Below are 16,328 nucleotides of genomic sequence, written 5' to 3' on the forward strand. Positions count from 1 at the left end.
GTCAATGCTTAAAATCTATCTTGTATTACTCCTTCATCTATTTTCACTGACTTGGCCACTATTACCAAGTTATCTTTTTCGTGAGGCTCGCCGGAGTTACCGTATGGGTCTAAGGATAGGTACCACCGATCATCCTCAATTCTTTTGAATACGATGTCTGAGTAACGAGAGGAAGTGAAATCTTCATTGAGGCGCAGACTCAGAATTTCACCCAACTCAATCTGCAGCACGCAAGGCATCCATGCATTGCCAACTCTCTTGCGAATCAGAAGCTCCACAAAAGCTTGGCGCAACATGGATTCACTGTTCAAAGCATAAGCCGCGTCCAACTTCAGCGAGAGAATTTCCCCGTCGTTTAGCGCATATTCTTCCAGCAGTTTTTCCATAGAACAAGCCTAGCTGATGTCGTCGATGGAAACAATCAGTCCATCAGCGAACTGAAAAACGGACTTGCCCTGCAGCTCTATTGTGTCGCCAGCTTGCAAGCCGCTAGGAAAGTCAACGGCAGCAACGGCGGTATAGTCCAGAAGGACTTCCACGCGGCTGTCGGCTGTTTGCCACTCCGTGACACGCTGCTCCCGCTGGGAAAAGTATGATAATGCTTGCTGAGCCTGCTGCCGGAAGGCTTCCTTGCCCGTCAAGGTCAGGTTTACTTCGCCGTTGGAGATATTGCGGAACACCACTTTCTCGTGCAGATGGCGCAGCATGCCGTCCACATCAAAGCGGTTGTACGCTTCGATGTAGTCTTGCACCAGCTGTTTCTGTTTCGCAGCATCCATAGGCTTTATCTAGGCTTCCTGCATGACGCCTGCGCGCACCAGGTTATCCACAATCCGATTTTGTACATCGTCGCCAGCTGTTTCGTCGCCAGTGCGGAGCGGAGCGCCTGTGATACGCTCGTAGATATCAAGGTAGCGGCGGGTAGCTTCGGCGGAAACTTCGGGGGTGAGGGCACGGGGATACTGGCCGTCCTGCTTGTTGGCAATCAGCCACTGGCGCACGTACTCCTTGTCAATCTGCTCCACGCCCTCGGGGTTCCTGGCGTAGTCCTCGGTGCTCCAAAACCGTGAGGAATCGGGGGTGTGGATTTCGTCAATCAGGATCAGCTCCCCATCCAGTAGGCCAAACTCATACTTGGTATCCACCAGAATGATGCCGCGCTCTGCCATCCATTGGGAGGCAAAATTGAACAACTCCAGCGCCTTCACCCGCATCTGCTCGTACAGCTCCGCCGTTACCCAGCCTTCCGCCACCAAATTCTCGGGCGTAATCTCGCGGTCCGATTCCTCCTTGGTCGTGGGCGTTACGATGGGCTCGGGAAACTTCTGGTGCTTGGTTAGGCCGTCTGGTACCGTTACGCCCGAGAAGGTGCGCTGGCCTTGCTGATAGCCGCGCCACATGGAGCCCGTGAGGTAGTGGCGCACCACCATCTCCACCCGAATCGGCTCGGCTTCCTTGGCCAGCGTCACGTTCGGGTCGGGCAGGCTGATAACGTGGTTGGGGATAATGTGCCGAGTTTTATCGAACCAGAAAGCGGCTAGTCCGTTCAGCACCGCCCCTTTGTGGGCCACCGGCGTTTCCAGCACCGAGTCGAAGGCCGACAGTCGGTCGGTTACCACGATGAGCCGCTGGCCGGAAGGCGCGCGGTACGAGTCGCGGACTTTGCCGCGGTGCAGGAGGTCGAGCTGCGGAGTATCGAATTGATTGAGGGTGTTCATATAGGTTGCCTCACCCCCCGGCCCCCTCTCCTTCAGAGAGGGGGAGCCGAGGCAGCGCAATAAGTGGGTTAGACGCTTTGTCCGAGAGTCTGGTAGATTTCTTGGAGCACTTGACTGGTTTGCGTCAGCACTTGCTCATTCTGGAAGCGGATAACTTTATACCCTAATACTTCCAGTTCATGTGTTCGTCCAGCATCGTATTCTGCTTGTTCAGCTTCACCGTGCACCCTGCCATCCACTTCCACAATCAGACTCTTTTCCAGGCAAATAAAATCCACGATAAAGTTTTCAATCGTGTGCTGACGCCGAAACTTGTGACCGTCTAACTGCCGGTTGCGCAGTTGTTGCCACAAAAAATCTTCGGCCTCAGTGGATTGTTTGCGCATTTCCGCACCATGTTCTTTCAGCCCCTTAAACCACACCTTCTTATTAGCAGTTAAGTGTAGCGGCTGAACACAGGTATCACTATCAGAACCGCCGTGGCTCCCCCTCTCTGAAGGAGAGGGGGCCGGGGGGTGAGGCAACGAGGCCACGTGTTCTACAATATTCCTGAACAGCTTCAACCCATCCCCTTCCTCGCTCAGGCCGGGGTTCTGGCGTTTGCGCCGGGCCCAGTCGGGGTGGTTGTACAGCGAGAGGAAGGCCTCGGGGTGCGGCATCAGCCCGAATACCTGGCCGGTGGTGTCGGTCAGGCCGGCGCAGTTCAGGTCGGCGCCGTTGGGGTTGAAGGGGTACACGTCCGTCGGCGAGCCGTCGAAATCGGTGTAGGCCAGGCAGTTCAGGGCGCGGGCTTCGATTTCCCGCAGTGTTTCTTCGCCTTTGATGATGAGGCGGCCTTCGCCATGGCGCACCGGCACTTCCAGCGTGTCGATGCCTTTCAGGAAAGGGGAGTTCGACTTGGGGTTAACTTTCAGACGAACCCACCGGTCTTCGTAGCGGCCCGAGGCGTTGTGCGTCAGGGTTACTTCCGGCGTCACGTTGCCGCTCAGGTTAGGCAGCAGGCCCAGCTTCACCAGCACCTGGAAGCCGTTGCAGATACCCATCACAAACTTGCCGTTGGCAATAAACTGCTTGATGTCGTCGAGCAGGGTGCGGCCCTCGGCGTTTTTGCGGTAACGCAGCTTGTTGGCTAGCACCACGCCCGAGCCCAGGTCGTCGCCGAAGCTGAAACCGCCGGGGAAGTTCAGGATGTCGTAGTCGTGGATGCTGATGTGGCCGTGCAGCACTTGGTTCAGGTGCACGATAGTCGGCTCAGCCCCGGCCAGCTTGTAGGCGGCGGCAAACTCCTCTTCGCAGTTGATACCGAAGCCCGTCAGGATGAGGGCGCGCACCGGCTGCTGGGCAGTGGTTGCCCCCGACGACTGGCCTAGAGGCTCGGTGCTTTCGTGGCCGCCGTCAATGCTCTTGTAGCCGAGCACCGTCACGGAACCGTCGGCGTTGGTTTGCGCTGGTCCCGTCTCGTCGCGTTGCGGCATGGGCGGCGAATTCAGATCCGGAAATAATGGTTTCTCGTTCATGATATCTGAGCCGCTTCGTGCTGGCCGAAGCCGATAATTCTGTTTACTGGGCCATTCGTCCACTCGTGACGCAGAGCCGTCGTGCTGGCCGAAATGACCGTCTGGCCGCCATGGCGCACCGTGAGCTGGCCGTCCTGCGTTACCACACCGAGGCGAGTAGCGCGAGTACCGAAGTGCTGCTCAAACGTCACCACGTCTTCCGGAGCCACCGTGGCCACAAAGCGGGAGTGCGACTCCGAGAACAACTGCGCCGACAGTCCTAGGCCAGTAGCGGGCAGCTCTACGTCAGCCCCAAAGCCATGACCAAACGTGGCTTCCGCCAAGGCCACTGCTAGGCCACCATCCGACAGATCGTGGCAAGACTGAATGAGGCCGTTGTCGTTAGCTTGGCCCATCAGCGTGTAGAGGGCCTTGGCTTCTTCGAACCGAACCTTAGGCACGTTGGCGCCTAGCTCGCCAAAAAGCTGGTAGAACTCCGACCCGCCCAGCTCGTCGTAGGTTTCGCCCAGCAGGTACACCACGTCGTCGGCTTGCTTGAAGTCGGAGGTGATGGTGCGGCGGACGTCCTCGATTTTGGCGGTCATCGAGTACAGGACCGTCGGCGGAACAGAAATCTTCACGCCGTCGGCCTTGAAGTCGTTCTTCATCGAGTCCTTACCCGAAGTGAGCGGGATGCAGTAGGCCGCCGTGGCGTCGCGCAGGGCTTGGCACATGCGCACCAACTTGGCCAGCTTGTGCTTGCCATCTGGGTTGGTAGTGGGGTCGTAAACCGAATCAGGTACGCAGAAATTATCGTTCACCGACCAGAAGTTGCCGTCGCCGTAGCTCAGGTTAGGAAGCTTCCCTCCCACCGCAACAATCTGGCGCACGGCCTCGTCAAACGCGCCGGCTGACATATCGTAGGCGTCCAAATCACCGAAGCGGGGCAGAATACCGTTGCTCACGGCCACGCCTTCCCACGAGTCAAAGTTGAAGCGCACCACGGCGGCATCCTGCGGTGCCTGACCAGTCGCGCCCATCAGCGGCTTGATGATGGTGCGGCCCTTCACCTCGTGGTCGTACTGCCGAATCACCGACTCGCGGGAGCAGATGTTGAGGCTGCCCAGCAGGCGGCTCAGTACGTCGGTATAGTTGAGGTCAGCGGGTAACGCGGGTTCCTGGGCCGTGGGTTTGGTCCACTCGGCTTCCAGCACTTTGCGCGGCACGCCGTTGTGCAGGAAATCCATATCAATGCGCGCCACCGACTCGCCGTCGAAGCGCACGTTGAGGCTGCCATCGGAAGTAAAGTAGCCTATATCGGTCAACTCTACTTCCATCTCCTGGCCTATGGCCATCAGCTCAGCCAGCTTGCTCGGCTCCACAGCCAGCGAGAACCGCTCCTGCGACTCCGACACGAAGATTTCCCAGGGGCGTAGGCCAGGATACTTCAGAGGCACTTTTTCCAGCTCCACCACGGCACCGCCGCTGATGGTAGCCAGTTCGCCAATGGAGGAAGACAAGCCACCCGCGCCGTTATCAGTGCTGCACTTGATGAGGCCGCGCCGGGTAGCCAGGATTAGGAAGTCCATGGCCAGCTTCTGCGTGATGGGCGAACCAATCTGCACAGCCGTGGCGGGCGAAGTTTCGTCTAGCTCAATGCTGCTGAAGGTCGCGCCGTGGATACCGTCTTTGCCCACCCGGCCACCGGCCATGATGATGCGGTCCTGAGCGTCAATATTCTTCTCCCACGAATCGAGGCCGGCCAGCTGCATGGGCATCACGGCACCAGTGCCGCAGTACACCAGCGGCTTGCCAGCATACCGGTCATCGAACACAATGGCACCGTTCACCGTGGGCACACCCGACTTGTTGCCGCCGTCCTCGATGCCCTTGCGCACGCCTTCAAAAATGCGGCGCGGGTGCAGTTGGTTGCTTAGTAGGGTACCGTTGAACTCCGGGTTGCCGAAGCAGAGCACGTTGGTGTTGAACAGCAGCCGTGCGCCCCCGATGCCAGTAGCTAATGGGTCGCGGTTGTTGCCCAGGATACCGGTAATAGCTCCACCGTACGGGTCAATGGCCGAGGGAGAGTTATGGGTTTCGACCTTCCACACGAACAACGACTCCGGGTTGATGCGCACGGCGCCGGCGTTGTCGGAGAACACCTTAATCAGCCAGTCGTTGCCGTTGGCGCGCAACTGGCGGTCTACCTCAGCGGTGGCGTTTTTGATGTAGGTCTTGAACAAGGAATCCACTTCGAACTCCTCGCCGGTGTCCGCATCCCGGTATTTGATAACGGCGCTGAACTCCTTGTGCTTGCAGTGCTCCGACCAGGTCTGGGCAATGATTTCCAGCTCGCAGTCAGTGGGGTCCTGGGGCAGGCCGGCAGCTTGGCGCTCAGCGGAAATGCTCGTGTAATGGTCGCGCACGACGCGCATTTCCTCCAGGTTCAGGGCATATAGGTTGTCCTTCGACAGCTTGACCAGTTCCTCATCAGACAGGCCTACGAGGCGCACGGTGTCCGTAATGGACTCGGCCCCACCGCCCGGCCGCGGCGTGTAGTCGCGAATCTGGGCTATGGGGCCGACCTCGAAGCGGTTGATCATTTTGTTACCGAGCAGGTCTTCGGCCAGGCGGCGCAGACTACTCTCGGGCAACTCGTGCTCCAGGAAGTAGAGCCGTTTGCTGAAGATATGCTGGGTATGGGTATCCAGCGGCTGGTTTAGGAAGTCGCCGAGGGCGTTCTGCGCCGAAATGCCTTCGTCGTCGGTTACGCCGGGCAGCTTGGCTACCAGGATGTAGCTTTTGTAGTCGGCACCGTGGCGGAACTCGTCGAGGGCTACGTCGTGCAGCACTGGGTCCTGGAGGCAGTAGGTAGCGAAGTCGCGCAGTTGCTCGTCGCTCACGGGGTAACGCACCGTGTAGAGGGCGGTGCTTTGCACCCGGCCGGTAGCGAGGCCGAGGTGGCGCTGGGCAGCTTCGGCTACACGTTGGCCCTCGCCATCATGTTGGCCGGGCTTGAGCAGAAGCTGTATGGTTCTTTGGGTAGATTCCAAAAGAGGGAGGTTTGTCTATTTTTCGGGTTTCCCACGCCTAGGCCAGGTGCCCGCGTGAGGAAGCATACCCGCGCAGGGTACGCCGAAAATGCCTTGCCGCCGGGCCGGTTGCCGCCGCGGTAGGTTTAAGAAAACGCTTTTTCCGGCCGACTGCCGGGTTTCACCACCGGAATACCGGCCCGGCACAACGGGCAGTTATCGGGTGCGTAGGTGGCCGCCGTCACCGGCAGCAGGGCAAAGTTCGGAAAACTTAGCTCAGCTTTCCCACCCGTACGGTCAATTAAACTTGCCACGGCCAAAACTTTTGCACCCAGCCCTTCTAGCACACGGGCTACTTCGTTGGTGCTCTTGCCGGTAGTTACCACGTCTTCGGCAATAACAATTGTTTGGCCGGGCTCGATGGTAAAGCCACGTCGCAGGGTCATTTGCCCCGTATCGTCGCGCTCCGTGAAGATGCCGGGCACCCCCAGCTGCCGGGCCAGCTCGTAGCCAATCACCACGCCGCCCATAGCCGGGCCCACCACTACATCGGGCTGCAACCCCGCCTCCTGAATCCGGCAGGCCAGTTCGGCCGCGGCGGGGGCCGCTAGGTCGGGCCGGCGCAGGAAACGGGCGCATTGCACATACGTGTCAGAGTGCAGACCAGAGGAAAGGCGGAAATGCCCGCGCAACAGCGCATCTTCCTGCAGCAGTTGCTGCTCCAGGGTTTCGGCAGTGAAAGTGGTGTGGGGGGAAGTCAAGGGAGTTGATCTGGTAAGATGTAGCGCGAACTTTGCAGTTCGCGTATGCTGGGATAGACTTAAAGAAACGCGAACTACAAAGTTCGCGCTACACCGCTACCGGCCGGAACTGATTGATTTGCTCTACTAACTCACGCGCGGCCGCACCAGCATTAGAGGCCTGCCACAAAGCGCGTGACGTATTGATAAGGAGGCCGGATCCGTCGCGGCGCAGGCCGGCGCGTAGCGTGGCTTGCAGGTCACCGCCCTGGGCACCTACACCGGGCACCAGGAACCACTGCTTGGGGCAAAGGGCGCGCATGCGGGCTACGGCTTCGGCGTTGGTGGCCCCTACTACCAGGCCGATGCCGCCGTGCTGCTCATCCAATTGGCGGGCTACGCTGGCGGCGCAATCAGAGAGGGAGCCGCCGCGAGTGAGGGCCACATCTTGCAGGGAGTGAACTGGCTTGTTGGAAGTTTTGGCCAGTACGAACACCAGCTTACCGGGGCGGGCGAAGGGCACAATGGCGTCGTCGCCCATGTACGGGTTTACCGTTACCCCATCCGCCCCAATTACGTCGTAGGCGAACTTAGCGTAGTGGTCGGCAGTGTTGGCAATGTCGCCGAACTTGCCATCCAGGATGACCGGAATACTTTCGGGGATGCGCTGCACGGTTTCGCGCAGCAGCTTCACGCCATCTTCCCGGCTCAGGAAAAAGGCCAGATTGGGCTTGAAAGCGGCGGCGTACTGGCTGGTTTGGTCAATAACTTCAGCCAAGCGGCGCGCAACTTGCGCATCATCGCCTACCGGGTCGAGACCGACGCAGAGCAGGGAGTTGGCCGCCTGTACGCGTTGAGTTAGCTTTTCCATTCAGAGGATGAAACAGTTTCGGGTGTAAGATAGGCGCACTCCGCAGCCAAGCGGGCCGTCAGGCCCGGCTCCAACCACTCGCCGCTGGCAATTTGCACGGCTGAAGCCCCGCACCGCAAGTAATCCGTGACGTGGCTGGCGGTAAATACGCCGCCGGTACCGAAGATAGGCAGAGTGAGTTGTTCGTCGTGGGCCAGTTCCCACACGCAGCGCAAGGCCACCGGCCGCAGGGCCTCCCCCGACAAGCCCCCGACCATTGGGGCAGCAGTAGTATTAGCGGGCAGATGTAGAGCTTTAAGCAGGTTAGTGGCGGCCAAGGCATCGGCGCCGCCGGCTTGTGCCCCCTGGGCCAGCCCCCGGATGTGTTCGGGCCACGGGGGTAGTTTCACTACCAGCGCCGCCTCGGAGCCCAATTCATTGCGCACGGCCTGGGTGACTTCGCGCACAAACTTGGCGTTAAGCTCCTCGCCTTTGCCGGTATCGGGCTGGGCTATGTACACTTCTACGCCCGCAATCAGGTCGCCGGCCTCGCGGGCCAGGAAGCGCGCAATTTTGCGGAAGCCCGGAATGCCGGGGGCCGTGATGCTCACAAACACCGGCACACCGTAGCGGCGGAGGTTGGGCAAGTGTTCCTGCACCAAAATCTCGGCGCTTTCGGTGCGCATATGGGTGGCATTGAGCAGGGTTTGCTCATTCACCTGCCAGATACCTTCCTCGTACAGCCCGGGCTTGGGCTCCATGGTAACGGTGCGGGTGAAAATAGCCCCCAGCCGCTCGTAGCCCGTACCTTCTAGCTGCCAAGAGGCCGCAGCCAGGCACACCGGATTCTGCAGCGTGAGTTTGCCAAGTTGCATAGGTTCTAAAATCTATGATTTCCTGCCGGCAGGAAATCAGATGAGTGTGAGTACTCTATGTAGCGACTAAAAAAATCAACCCGCCCGAAAACGCGGGGTGGACAATTTGCGGACCGACATATGTGTCAGAATCCCCCCTGATTTCTATCACCCCGCTCCTTGTACCACCCCGCCCCGTTACCGTTTTGGGTGGGAACGGGTTGCTCGTTGTTGGATTAGTAGTAAGTGTCAGTGGTCAACTAGGTGTTAAACACTCGCACCTGATTACTACTTGAAAGTGAGTACTATGTGAAAGCTAAACGCCCGATTAAATAGCCCCGAAGCCTCCCAGCTCAATGCAGTTGTGGGCACCGCAGTACATGGTGTTTCCTACGTCGGCAATGACCATCCACTTGGGATTCGTGCTCAGATTCACGGGGCGGGTGGCGGCCGGCCCGGCGGCTCCTGTGTGCTGGGCCAGGGTGGTGGGGTGGTTCATGGCGAGTATCTGAGTGGGTTGGAAAGAGGCTAATAGGTGCGTGGGCGGCTATTGGTTACGACTGAGCCAGCCGGACCGACTGGGCACAAAAAAGCCGCTTCGGAAACCGGAGCGGCGAAAGGGACGAAACCATTGAAAACCAAAGAATCAAAAGGAGAAACGACCTTCCGGCCATTTCGCAGGACGCTCTGGCAAAGAGTCCCGCGCTCCATCAGATTATGTTGATTAAGGTGAAGCACGTCGCAAAAGTACTACTTCACCCGAGGCATGCAAGAGACCCAGCATTAACTTTATGTTACTAAAATGTTACGTGATTTTAGCAGTCTTCATTACTCGCCTATTTCGCAAAAATACTTATACACCTGCTAATCAACAATCTGCATCGTCTCACAATTCCAATTACCTTTGTACATGTTATGCAGATAGGGGCAACAGCGTACAGGCTTACTAGCTAGTTCACAGCTTCCTAATATAGTCTTTTATTAGAAATATCCAAAACAAAAGAATTCATCTATTAGTATAATGAATAATAGGTGACTCGCACCGGTAAAATTCATCTTCTTCTGGCAATCTGCTGTTGGTACATTTTTCGTGTATAAGCTCCCTTACCTACTGCACGTCTTAACATATTCATAATAGCCTTATTTTTATTCAAACCACAGGTTTACGAGTACCTTTGCTTTTCAGGACTTTCTCATTGGCTTTTCCTTCTTTTTCTGTTTTTACCATGAAAAAAGTGCTACTAGGTTTGTGTGTGAGTGGGATGCTGGCACTGGCACCGGCAGCGTGGGCCCAATCGGGGGCACCGACACCGGTAGAATACACAGAACGGGTGCCAACGGAAGGCGCAGGTCGTACGGCCTTGTATAACCGCGCCCTCGACTGGGCCCAGAACAAATTTGCGTACAAGCCCACTTCCAGCCTGAAGGCCACTGAAGCCGCCGGCATGTTGCGCATTACGGGCACGGGCACGCTAAAACAGGTGGATGGGAAAGGCAAGGACCAGCCCGTCACAGTGTTGTTTGATTTCACGTTTCAGGCCACCGACAACAGCTACACGTACACGGTGGGCACGTTCCGGGTAATTCCCGATGCTAAGCAGCCTTCCCAGATTGTAGCGTTTGATGAGTACCGGACCGAGCTACAAGCCGACCGCAACAACGAAAAAACCCACAACGACCGTCGGCTAACGGCTCAGGCCAACTCCATGGCCAGTGAAGCCGCCATGTCGTTCCGCTCCTACATGAACAGCCAGCCTGCGGAGGGCCACGTGGGCTTAGCCGGCGAAAACTAGCGTACTTTTTCACGGCCCCTTACCCGCCGAAGCCGGCCTGCTTAGTACCTATACTGAGCGGGCCGGCTTCGGTGAGTTTAGTGGGGTGTATCAGCGCTGGTAGCGGCTCAGCAATTGGTGGGTACGGGCCGGCAATTCCCTGGCATCCAATACCATAAATCCATCCAGGGTATTATTGAAGCCGGGGTCCAGGTTGAAGCCGATGATACGGGCGTTCTGGCGCAGATAGTGCCGCAGCAATACCGGTATGCCCGTGCCAGTGGGCTCCAGCTCGGCCACCAGCTTCTGCAAATCCTGCAAAGTATGGAGGCTGTGCTGCAGCGCTGCGGAGTCGGAGGCGGGCAAAGGGAGGTAACGGTACTGCTTGCGTGGCTTCACCAAGGGGGCCAGGGTTGCATCGGAGAAATGCTGCTGCAGGAAGCCCATCATTACCTGCTTGGAGGCACCGGTAAAATGGCTGCTGATACTAACTGGCCCAATGAGGTAGCGGTACTCGGGGTGGCGGGCAATGTACTCGGCAATGCCCTTCCAGAGCAGCAGTAGCGGTAAAGGCTGTTTTTGATACTCTGGCCGCACAAAGGAGCGGCCTAGCTCCAATGACTCGCGCAACACCGGCAACAGCGCTTTATTCATGCGGAATAAAGAGTGTAAGTAGAAGCCCCGCTTGCCAAACTCCCGGACGATGCTGCGCCCCCGGCCAATGCGGTAGGCCCCCACCAATTTCTGGGCGGCGCGGTCATACAGAAACAAATGGCGGTAGTACTCATCGTACTGGTCGAGGTCGGTTTCCTGCCCCGTACCCTCCCCCACTTTGCGGAACGTCAACTCCCGCAGCCGGCCTATTTCAAGTAAAACATGGGGCAGTTCGGCTTTTTTGGCTACATACACCTCCCAGTTTTGGTAGCGTAGCAGGCAGTTAGCGGGACGCAGTGCCTCAATATCAGCCAATACGTGGCTGGAGCAGCCGGGTGACACTACGGGTGTAGGCGGCAATACTGGAAAAATTTGACTGGCAGCGGCTTGCCACGCGGAGCCAAGGGCATACACCCGGGCCCGCAGGTACGCCAGGCGGTCGGGGGCGGGGAGCTGTCCTAGCTCGGCGGCTGGTACCACTTGCCCGATGCGCACACGCACCGTTTGGCCGCGTTTATTCAGTAACTCGGCGGGCAACCGGGCCGTGCGCAGCAGAGGGTGCACCACACCCAACAGGCTAAACGCTAAGCTATTCTGCCCGCTCAGCCACACTGGCAGCACGGGTACGCGGGCAGCGTCCAGCAGCCGCCCTACCGTGGGGTGCCACTCCGAGTCGACGGTGGGCCGCAGGGAAGCGGTGCGGTGGGCCACTACGCCCGCCGGAAAGAAGCCCAGCGGCACATCGTTGTGCAGGTAGCGCAGCAGTTGCCGCACTTTGGGCGTGTTGCGGCCAGCATCCTGGCGCTCGGGGCTCACCAGCGTGAGCTGAGTAGGCAGATTCGGTAACAGTGGAGCAAGAATTTCATTGGCTACGGCTACAAAGTCCGGCCGTACTTCGCCCAGCACATACAGCAGCACAAGGCCATCCAGCATACCGCAAGGATGGTTGGCCAGCGCCACGAAAGCGCCGCGTACCGGAATCCGCTGCAGGTCCGCTGGCTCGTACTCCACGGTAATCTGCAGGTCGCGCAACAGTTGCCCAATAAACTCCCGCCCGGTCAGATGGCAGTGCCGCTCATACAACTGCTGCAACTCCCGCAGCTGCGTTAGCCACTGCCACACGGGGCGCAGTGAGGGCCAGGTCCGGGAACTAGCGCGCGTGGCAGACCAAGGTATAGAGTTAGAAAGTAAGGCCATATCCAGCATGCAGGGCCGCATCATCAGGGCAGGTCCTGTCTTGCCAAACTTCCCAAACAGATATTAGCCTGTGGTTAAGCAGTAATTATGAAACTGTTATGCCTTGTAGCTGGCAAGTGGCCATTCCTCCCAATAGGACAAAAAAAAGCCGCGTTGCAGCGCGGCTTTTTTACTTTTCACCTCAAATCCTCTTTCACATCACTCACAGTGCAAAACTACTCCGTTTCAATGGCCTCTACGGATCTATTCTACTAAGTAACAGAAAAGTAAAGTTGAGCATACGCATATTGTCGACCAACGGAAAATCGGCTCCACCAACAGGCGGCAAAACAGAAAAAGGCCCGGACGAGCCGGGCCTTTTTCTCCGTTCACGCAACCGCCAAATCAGCTGGTTGGACCGTTGTCGACGCGGGCTTCGACAACAGCCTGCACCGACGATGATACGCTGGACAGCAGGTCGTACCCCGTAGCCGATTCAATGGCATCCACGGTAGTGCGGTAAGAGCCCCAGGTAGTGCTCAGGGAGTTGTCGTTGGGAGTATTGATGGCAATAACCCGGGTGCCAGTGGTTACGCGGGCAGCGTCGCCGGTGCCTACGGGCAACACCACAATTACCTTCCAGCAGCGGGCCGGCACTGTTACGCGGCCGGCATCCAGGGTGGTGTAGTAGCCGTTAGCGCCGGTGCCACCTTTGCCGTAGCTCCCGCAGATGATGTACAGCTCATTGCCGGCATTTACCAGGGTGCGGCAGTAGTTTTCCAGGTTAGCCCAGGTACGCTGATTGTTGTTAGGAGCCTGCGGCATCATGTTGCTCATCAAGAACGTAGCCGAATTATCGGCCACCGAGCCAGTGCGGTCGGCGGAAGGGCAGTTATGGCCCCGGTCGAAGCCTGAACCGCTGTAGCTGGTGCTACCGGGGCGGTACCAGCCGGAGGGCAACGCAGCATCGGCCGCAAAATTATCCTGGCGGGCAGTGCTTCCCAACCAGGCGCTGCTCAGGTGCCAGCTCACCCAGTTCGGAATGCCCCGGTCGCGGTGATACGACATGGAGAACTGGGTTTTGTTCATGAGGTAATTGGTGTAATTGGTGGTGCTGGTGGTAGCACCGCTGGGGTTGCCCATGGCCAGGTTACCGTCGCGGGTAGCGGTGGCATCGGCACTTTGGGTGGCACTGGGGTTGCTCACAGGTGCCACGGCATCTTTGGAGCAGGAAACGGCAATGCTGGCGAGGAGGGCCAGGCTTAACAGGCGGGCAATGGTACGCTGCATGGTGGAAGTAGGGTGTTTTGGTTGGAAAGGAAAAGTGCTTAACGGCCGCAAAAATGACGGTTCACTTCGGATCAGATGTTACCGAATGATTATCATTTTATAAGGACGCAGCAGCACTACTAAGATGATACTTTTCTACTTTCCCACTCTGACACTTGCCTGACAAGCTGCATTTTCTATTATCTGATCATTGCTATATTACCGTTATTCTGCTCTCTCCGCCACCTTACCGCAGCTCTGGACATAACCAATACCCGTAATCTTGTGTGCCCTTGATTCAGGCCGGTTTTTCAGGGCACGAAAAAGCCCCCGCCGACCTGCAACGACGAGGGCTTGTTTCACGAAAGATAAAAGTAGGGCGGATAGGATAAATAAGGTGGTAAGTGCCTTAGGGCTGAATTACCAGACGGCGAGTAGCCACTCGTTTCCCGGTTTTATCGAACAGGGCCACCTGGTACAGGCCGGGCCGCAACGAGGAAGTAGGCATTGCCGAACGGCCAGTGTTGCTTATAGTGTGCCGGCCTACCTCAGTACCCAACTGGTCATACACGGCCACATCATACTTGGTCCCGGCTTTGGCGTCTGGCATTTGCATCCGCACCTGTTGCGAGGAAGATGCAGGGTTGGGGTAGAGTTCAAACACAACCACCGGCGGACGTACCGAAACCGATACTACGCTGGAATAACTCTCCTGCCCGTTCAAATCCACGATGCGCAGGCGGTAGTACAGTGAGGATGAGTTTTGCGAGATGCCGTCGAAGTCGCGGTAGAGGTACTGGCGGGTTACGGTAGAGTTACCGGCTGCATTTACCCGGCCCAGGGCCTGGAAACCGCCGGTGGCCGACAATGAGCGCTCCACAATGAAATGGCTGCTGTTGGCCTCGGCCGTAGTCTGCCAGCTCACATCCACTGAGCCGTCGCTGTTGGTGGCGCGCAGGTTCTGCAGGGTAACCGGCGAGGACACCGGCATGGTAATAGTGGAAGGAAAGCCGCTGGGTACATCATCAGCAAAAGCGTAGTACACGCGGGTATCGGCCAGCGCAGAAACGCCTCCGGGCACCTCCAACTCCACCCAGTCAAAGTTGCGGGTGGTACGGAAGGACAATTCCCCCTTTCCGCCGGAAAGCAGCTCAAGCGTAACTAAGCTCTGATCGGTAACTGTTTCTACCAACTCGCTGCCGGTAGCGCCAGCGTACGTTTTTACCCGAACATTGGTGAGCAGCTGTGCATCCAATAGTCCGGTACCCAGGCCCAGCACTACCCCGGCCCGGTTGCCGCCCAGTCCTGCGCTGTTAAGCTTCATTTTCAGGCGGGTGCTACCGCCTACGGCCAACAGCGAGTTGATGGAAGCATAGTTGTTGGTCAGATCCTGGTCGACGGCGCGCTCAGGGGTAGTTACGCCGCAGTTTGCGCACACTATGCTGCTGCCGTTCAGCTGGAAGTTATTGGCGGTGCTGGCGAAGCTGGAAATGCGCGCATTCTGGTCGCGGAATACGCGGGGCTCCAGGCCAAAGCCGTAGTACACCTGCAGGTTATCCAGCACACCCAGCAGGCTCACCCGCCGAATTTCAACCCGGTCGAAAGGCAGCGTGGTACGCATGTGCACATTGTACTTGCCGGAGGGCAGTGCACTAACGCTCAATAGCCCGGCACCAGTACCAGTTTCCTGCACGGTGTTGCCTAAGTAAGTAGTCAGGCGCAGCCCTGATAGCACGGAGGCGTCCAGTAAGCCCCGGCTTCCCAGCAAAAAGCCCGCGTAGTAGCCAGCTGGGGCGGTGCCTTCCAACTGCGTTTGCAGGGAGGTTGGGCAGCTCAAATCAACCAGCGCGCCCATGGTGGCGAAGTTGGTCAGGTCAGTGTCTACCGCATTCAGGGGGTTGCTCACGTTGGAGTTCACGCACACCGTGAGGCCATTATCCACGGCGGCCGTGCTGTAATTGCCGGTGCCCGGCGTTGCAAACCGCGACACGTATCCTTTGGCCGTGGTAATGGTGTTGGTACCCAAACCGTAGGCGTAGTGCACATTCAGCTGGTAGCCCAATGAGAGTAGAGAGGACGCTTCAATTTCAATCTGGTCGAAGGTTTTGCCAGCCGTGAATTCCAGCGGCATGGGGCCCGTGTCGGAGCCCAGCAGCAGAGCCGCCACTTTTGCATCAACCACCTTCGTTTCCTGCAACTGCGAGGGGCCACCGTTGGTGCTCAGGTAAGTCCGTATGCGAATAGCCGAGGCCAAATCTACGCCCAGCAGGTTCAACACTCCGCTGCTACGCGACACCATTATGCCAGCACGGTGACCAACCGGCACCAGGCCGTCCATATCCATGCGCAGCTTCAGGGTTTTGGTTACCAGCACACTGGCCGGCACATTCATAGTAGCCGCCGTGGTAAAGCTGGCATCCGTGGCATACTCCGGGTTGCTTACCGAGCCGAAACACGTGGTTATGTTGGCGAGGGTGTTGCAGTCCCGAATAGCGGTAGCGCCTGATATCCCGGAATTGGAATAAATGGGCGGGGTAGTACCTTGCCCCAGCGCCTGGGCACTGGCACAAAGTGCCACGAACATGGCGGAAAATACACGCCGTGAGGCAAAAAAGTAGAACTGACTCATATGCAATAGGTATTAGGGGAAAACGAGACGACAACTTGCTGACTGCCAGCCATCTGATTGGCAAGAAGGCGGCCATTTTCTCGTTTTTATATCAAATACCTGACAATCAGTTAATTAACTTAAATATATATTTACTAT

At 57.7% G+C, this 16,328-nt stretch carries 13 protein-coding genes; 1 reads left to right on the plus strand and 12 read right to left on the minus strand.

Annotated features, from left to right (window positions below):
* Positions 1–8 precede the first annotated feature (8 nt).
* The 9 genes from ABIB60_RS04755 to ABIB60_RS04795 all read right to left on the minus strand — a co-directional run bounded on the left by ABIB60_RS04755 (position 9) and on the right by ABIB60_RS04795 (position 9,189).
* A complete protein-coding gene (locus ABIB60_RS04755; protein ID WP_354578069.1) occupies positions 9–386 on the minus strand; it encodes a hypothetical protein in 378 nt (125 codons plus the stop codon).
* 9 nt (positions 387–395) lie between these two features.
* A complete protein-coding gene (locus ABIB60_RS04760; RefSeq protein ID WP_354578070.1) occupies positions 396–779 on the minus strand; it encodes a nuclear transport factor 2 family protein in 384 nt (127 codons plus the stop codon).
* 9 nt (positions 780–788) lie between these two features.
* Entirely contained in the window at positions 789–1,718 is a 930-nt protein-coding gene (locus ABIB60_RS04765; protein ID WP_354578072.1) for a phosphoribosylaminoimidazolesuccinocarboxamide synthase, read from the minus strand.
* 68 nt (positions 1,719–1,786) lie between these two features.
* On the minus strand, positions 1,787–3,235 hold the full coding sequence (locus ABIB60_RS04770; RefSeq protein WP_354578074.1) for a phosphoribosylformylglycinamidine synthase subunit PurQ: 1,449 nt from the start codon (positions 3,233–3,235) through the stop codon (positions 1,787–1,789).
* On the minus strand, positions 3,232–6,267 hold the full coding sequence (locus tag ABIB60_RS04775; RefSeq protein WP_354578075.1) for a phosphoribosylformylglycinamidine synthase subunit PurL: 3,036 nt from the start codon (positions 6,265–6,267) through the stop codon (positions 3,232–3,234). The genes ABIB60_RS04770 and ABIB60_RS04775 overlap by 4 nt, the downstream gene beginning before the upstream one ends.
* Positions 6,268–6,392: 125 nt before the next feature.
* Positions 6,393–7,007: an orotate phosphoribosyltransferase gene (pyrE, locus tag ABIB60_RS04780; protein WP_354578077.1), complete on the minus strand. Its 615-nt coding sequence runs from the start codon at positions 7,005–7,007 to the stop codon at positions 6,393–6,395.
* A gap of 88 nt (positions 7,008–7,095) precedes the next feature.
* Entirely contained in the window at positions 7,096–7,857 is a 762-nt protein-coding gene (pyrF, locus tag ABIB60_RS04785; RefSeq protein ID WP_354578078.1) for an orotidine-5'-phosphate decarboxylase, read from the minus strand.
* Positions 7,845–8,711, minus strand: a complete 867-nt coding sequence (locus ABIB60_RS04790; RefSeq protein ID WP_354578079.1) for a dihydroorotate dehydrogenase — start codon at positions 8,709–8,711, stop codon at positions 7,845–7,847. The genes pyrF and ABIB60_RS04790 overlap by 13 nt, the downstream gene beginning before the upstream one ends.
* A 307-nt stretch (positions 8,712–9,018) precedes the next feature.
* Positions 9,019–9,189: a hypothetical protein gene (locus tag ABIB60_RS04795; protein WP_354578080.1), complete on the minus strand. Its 171-nt coding sequence runs from the start codon at positions 9,187–9,189 to the stop codon at positions 9,019–9,021.
* 727 nt (positions 9,190–9,916) lie between these two features.
* Here ABIB60_RS04795 and ABIB60_RS04800 point away from each other — a divergent pair.
* Positions 9,917–10,483, plus strand: coding sequence for a DUF4468 domain-containing protein (locus ABIB60_RS04800; protein WP_354578081.1), 567 nt, complete (start codon positions 9,917–9,919; stop codon positions 10,481–10,483).
* Between the two features lie 90 nt (positions 10,484–10,573).
* Here ABIB60_RS04800 and ABIB60_RS04805 read toward each other — a convergent pair whose 3' ends face one another.
* The 3 genes from ABIB60_RS04805 to ABIB60_RS04815 form a co-directional block, all read right to left on the minus strand.
* Positions 10,574–12,313, minus strand: a complete 1,740-nt coding sequence (locus ABIB60_RS04805; RefSeq protein WP_354578083.1) for a bifunctional lysophospholipid acyltransferase family protein/GNAT family N-acetyltransferase — start codon at positions 12,311–12,313, stop codon at positions 10,574–10,576.
* 384 nt (positions 12,314–12,697) lie between these two features.
* Positions 12,698–13,582 carry a DNA/RNA non-specific endonuclease gene (locus ABIB60_RS04810; RefSeq protein ID WP_354578084.1) on the minus strand — a complete coding sequence of 295 codons (885 nt, stop codon included), beginning with the start codon at positions 13,580–13,582 and terminating at the stop codon, positions 12,698–12,700.
* Positions 13,583–13,970: 388 nt separating this feature from the next.
* The gene (locus ABIB60_RS04815; RefSeq protein ID WP_354578085.1) at positions 13,971–16,190 is read right to left on the minus strand and encodes a T9SS type A sorting domain-containing protein; all 2,220 of its coding nucleotides are present in this window, start codon (positions 16,188–16,190) and stop codon (positions 13,971–13,973) included.
* Positions 16,191–16,328 lie beyond the last annotated feature (138 nt).

It is taken from the genome of Hymenobacter sp. UYP22, from assembly GCF_040547285.1.
Lineage (GTDB): Bacteria > Bacteroidota > Bacteroidia > Cytophagales > Hymenobacteraceae > Hymenobacter.

Coding starts and splice junctions, on each gene's coding strand:
- ABIB60_RS04755 (WP_354578069.1), bottom strand. CDS start 386: ATGGAAAAACTGCTGGAAGAATATGCGCTAAACGACGGGGAAATTCTC.
- ABIB60_RS04760 (WP_354578070.1), bottom strand. CDS start 779: ATGGATGCTGCGAAACAGAAACAGCTGGTGCAAGACTACATCGAAGCG.
- ABIB60_RS04765 (WP_354578072.1), bottom strand. CDS start 1,718: ATGAACACCCTCAATCAATTCGATACTCCGCAGCTCGACCTCCTGCAC.
- ABIB60_RS04770 (WP_354578074.1), bottom strand. CDS start 3,235: ATGAACGAGAAACCATTATTTCCGGATCTGAATTCGCCGCCCATGCCG.
- pyrF (WP_354578078.1), bottom strand. CDS start 7,857: ATGGAAAAGCTAACTCAACGCGTACAGGCGGCCAACTCCCTGCTCTGC.
- ABIB60_RS04790 (WP_354578079.1), bottom strand. CDS start 8,711: ATGCAACTTGGCAAACTCACGCTGCAGAATCCGGTGTGCCTGGCTGCG.
- ABIB60_RS04795 (WP_354578080.1), bottom strand. CDS start 9,189: ATGAACCACCCCACCACCCTGGCCCAGCACACAGGAGCCGCCGGGCCG.
- ABIB60_RS04800 (WP_354578081.1), top strand. CDS start 9,917: ATGAAAAAAGTGCTACTAGGTTTGTGTGTGAGTGGGATGCTGGCACTG.
- ABIB60_RS04805 (WP_354578083.1), bottom strand. CDS start 12,313: ATGGCCTTACTTTCTAACTCTATACCTTGGTCTGCCACGCGCGCTAGT.
- ABIB60_RS04810 (WP_354578084.1), bottom strand. CDS start 13,582: ATGCAGCGTACCATTGCCCGCCTGTTAAGCCTGGCCCTCCTCGCCAGC.
- ABIB60_RS04815 (WP_354578085.1), bottom strand. CDS start 16,190: ATGAGTCAGTTCTACTTTTTTGCCTCACGGCGTGTATTTTCCGCCATG.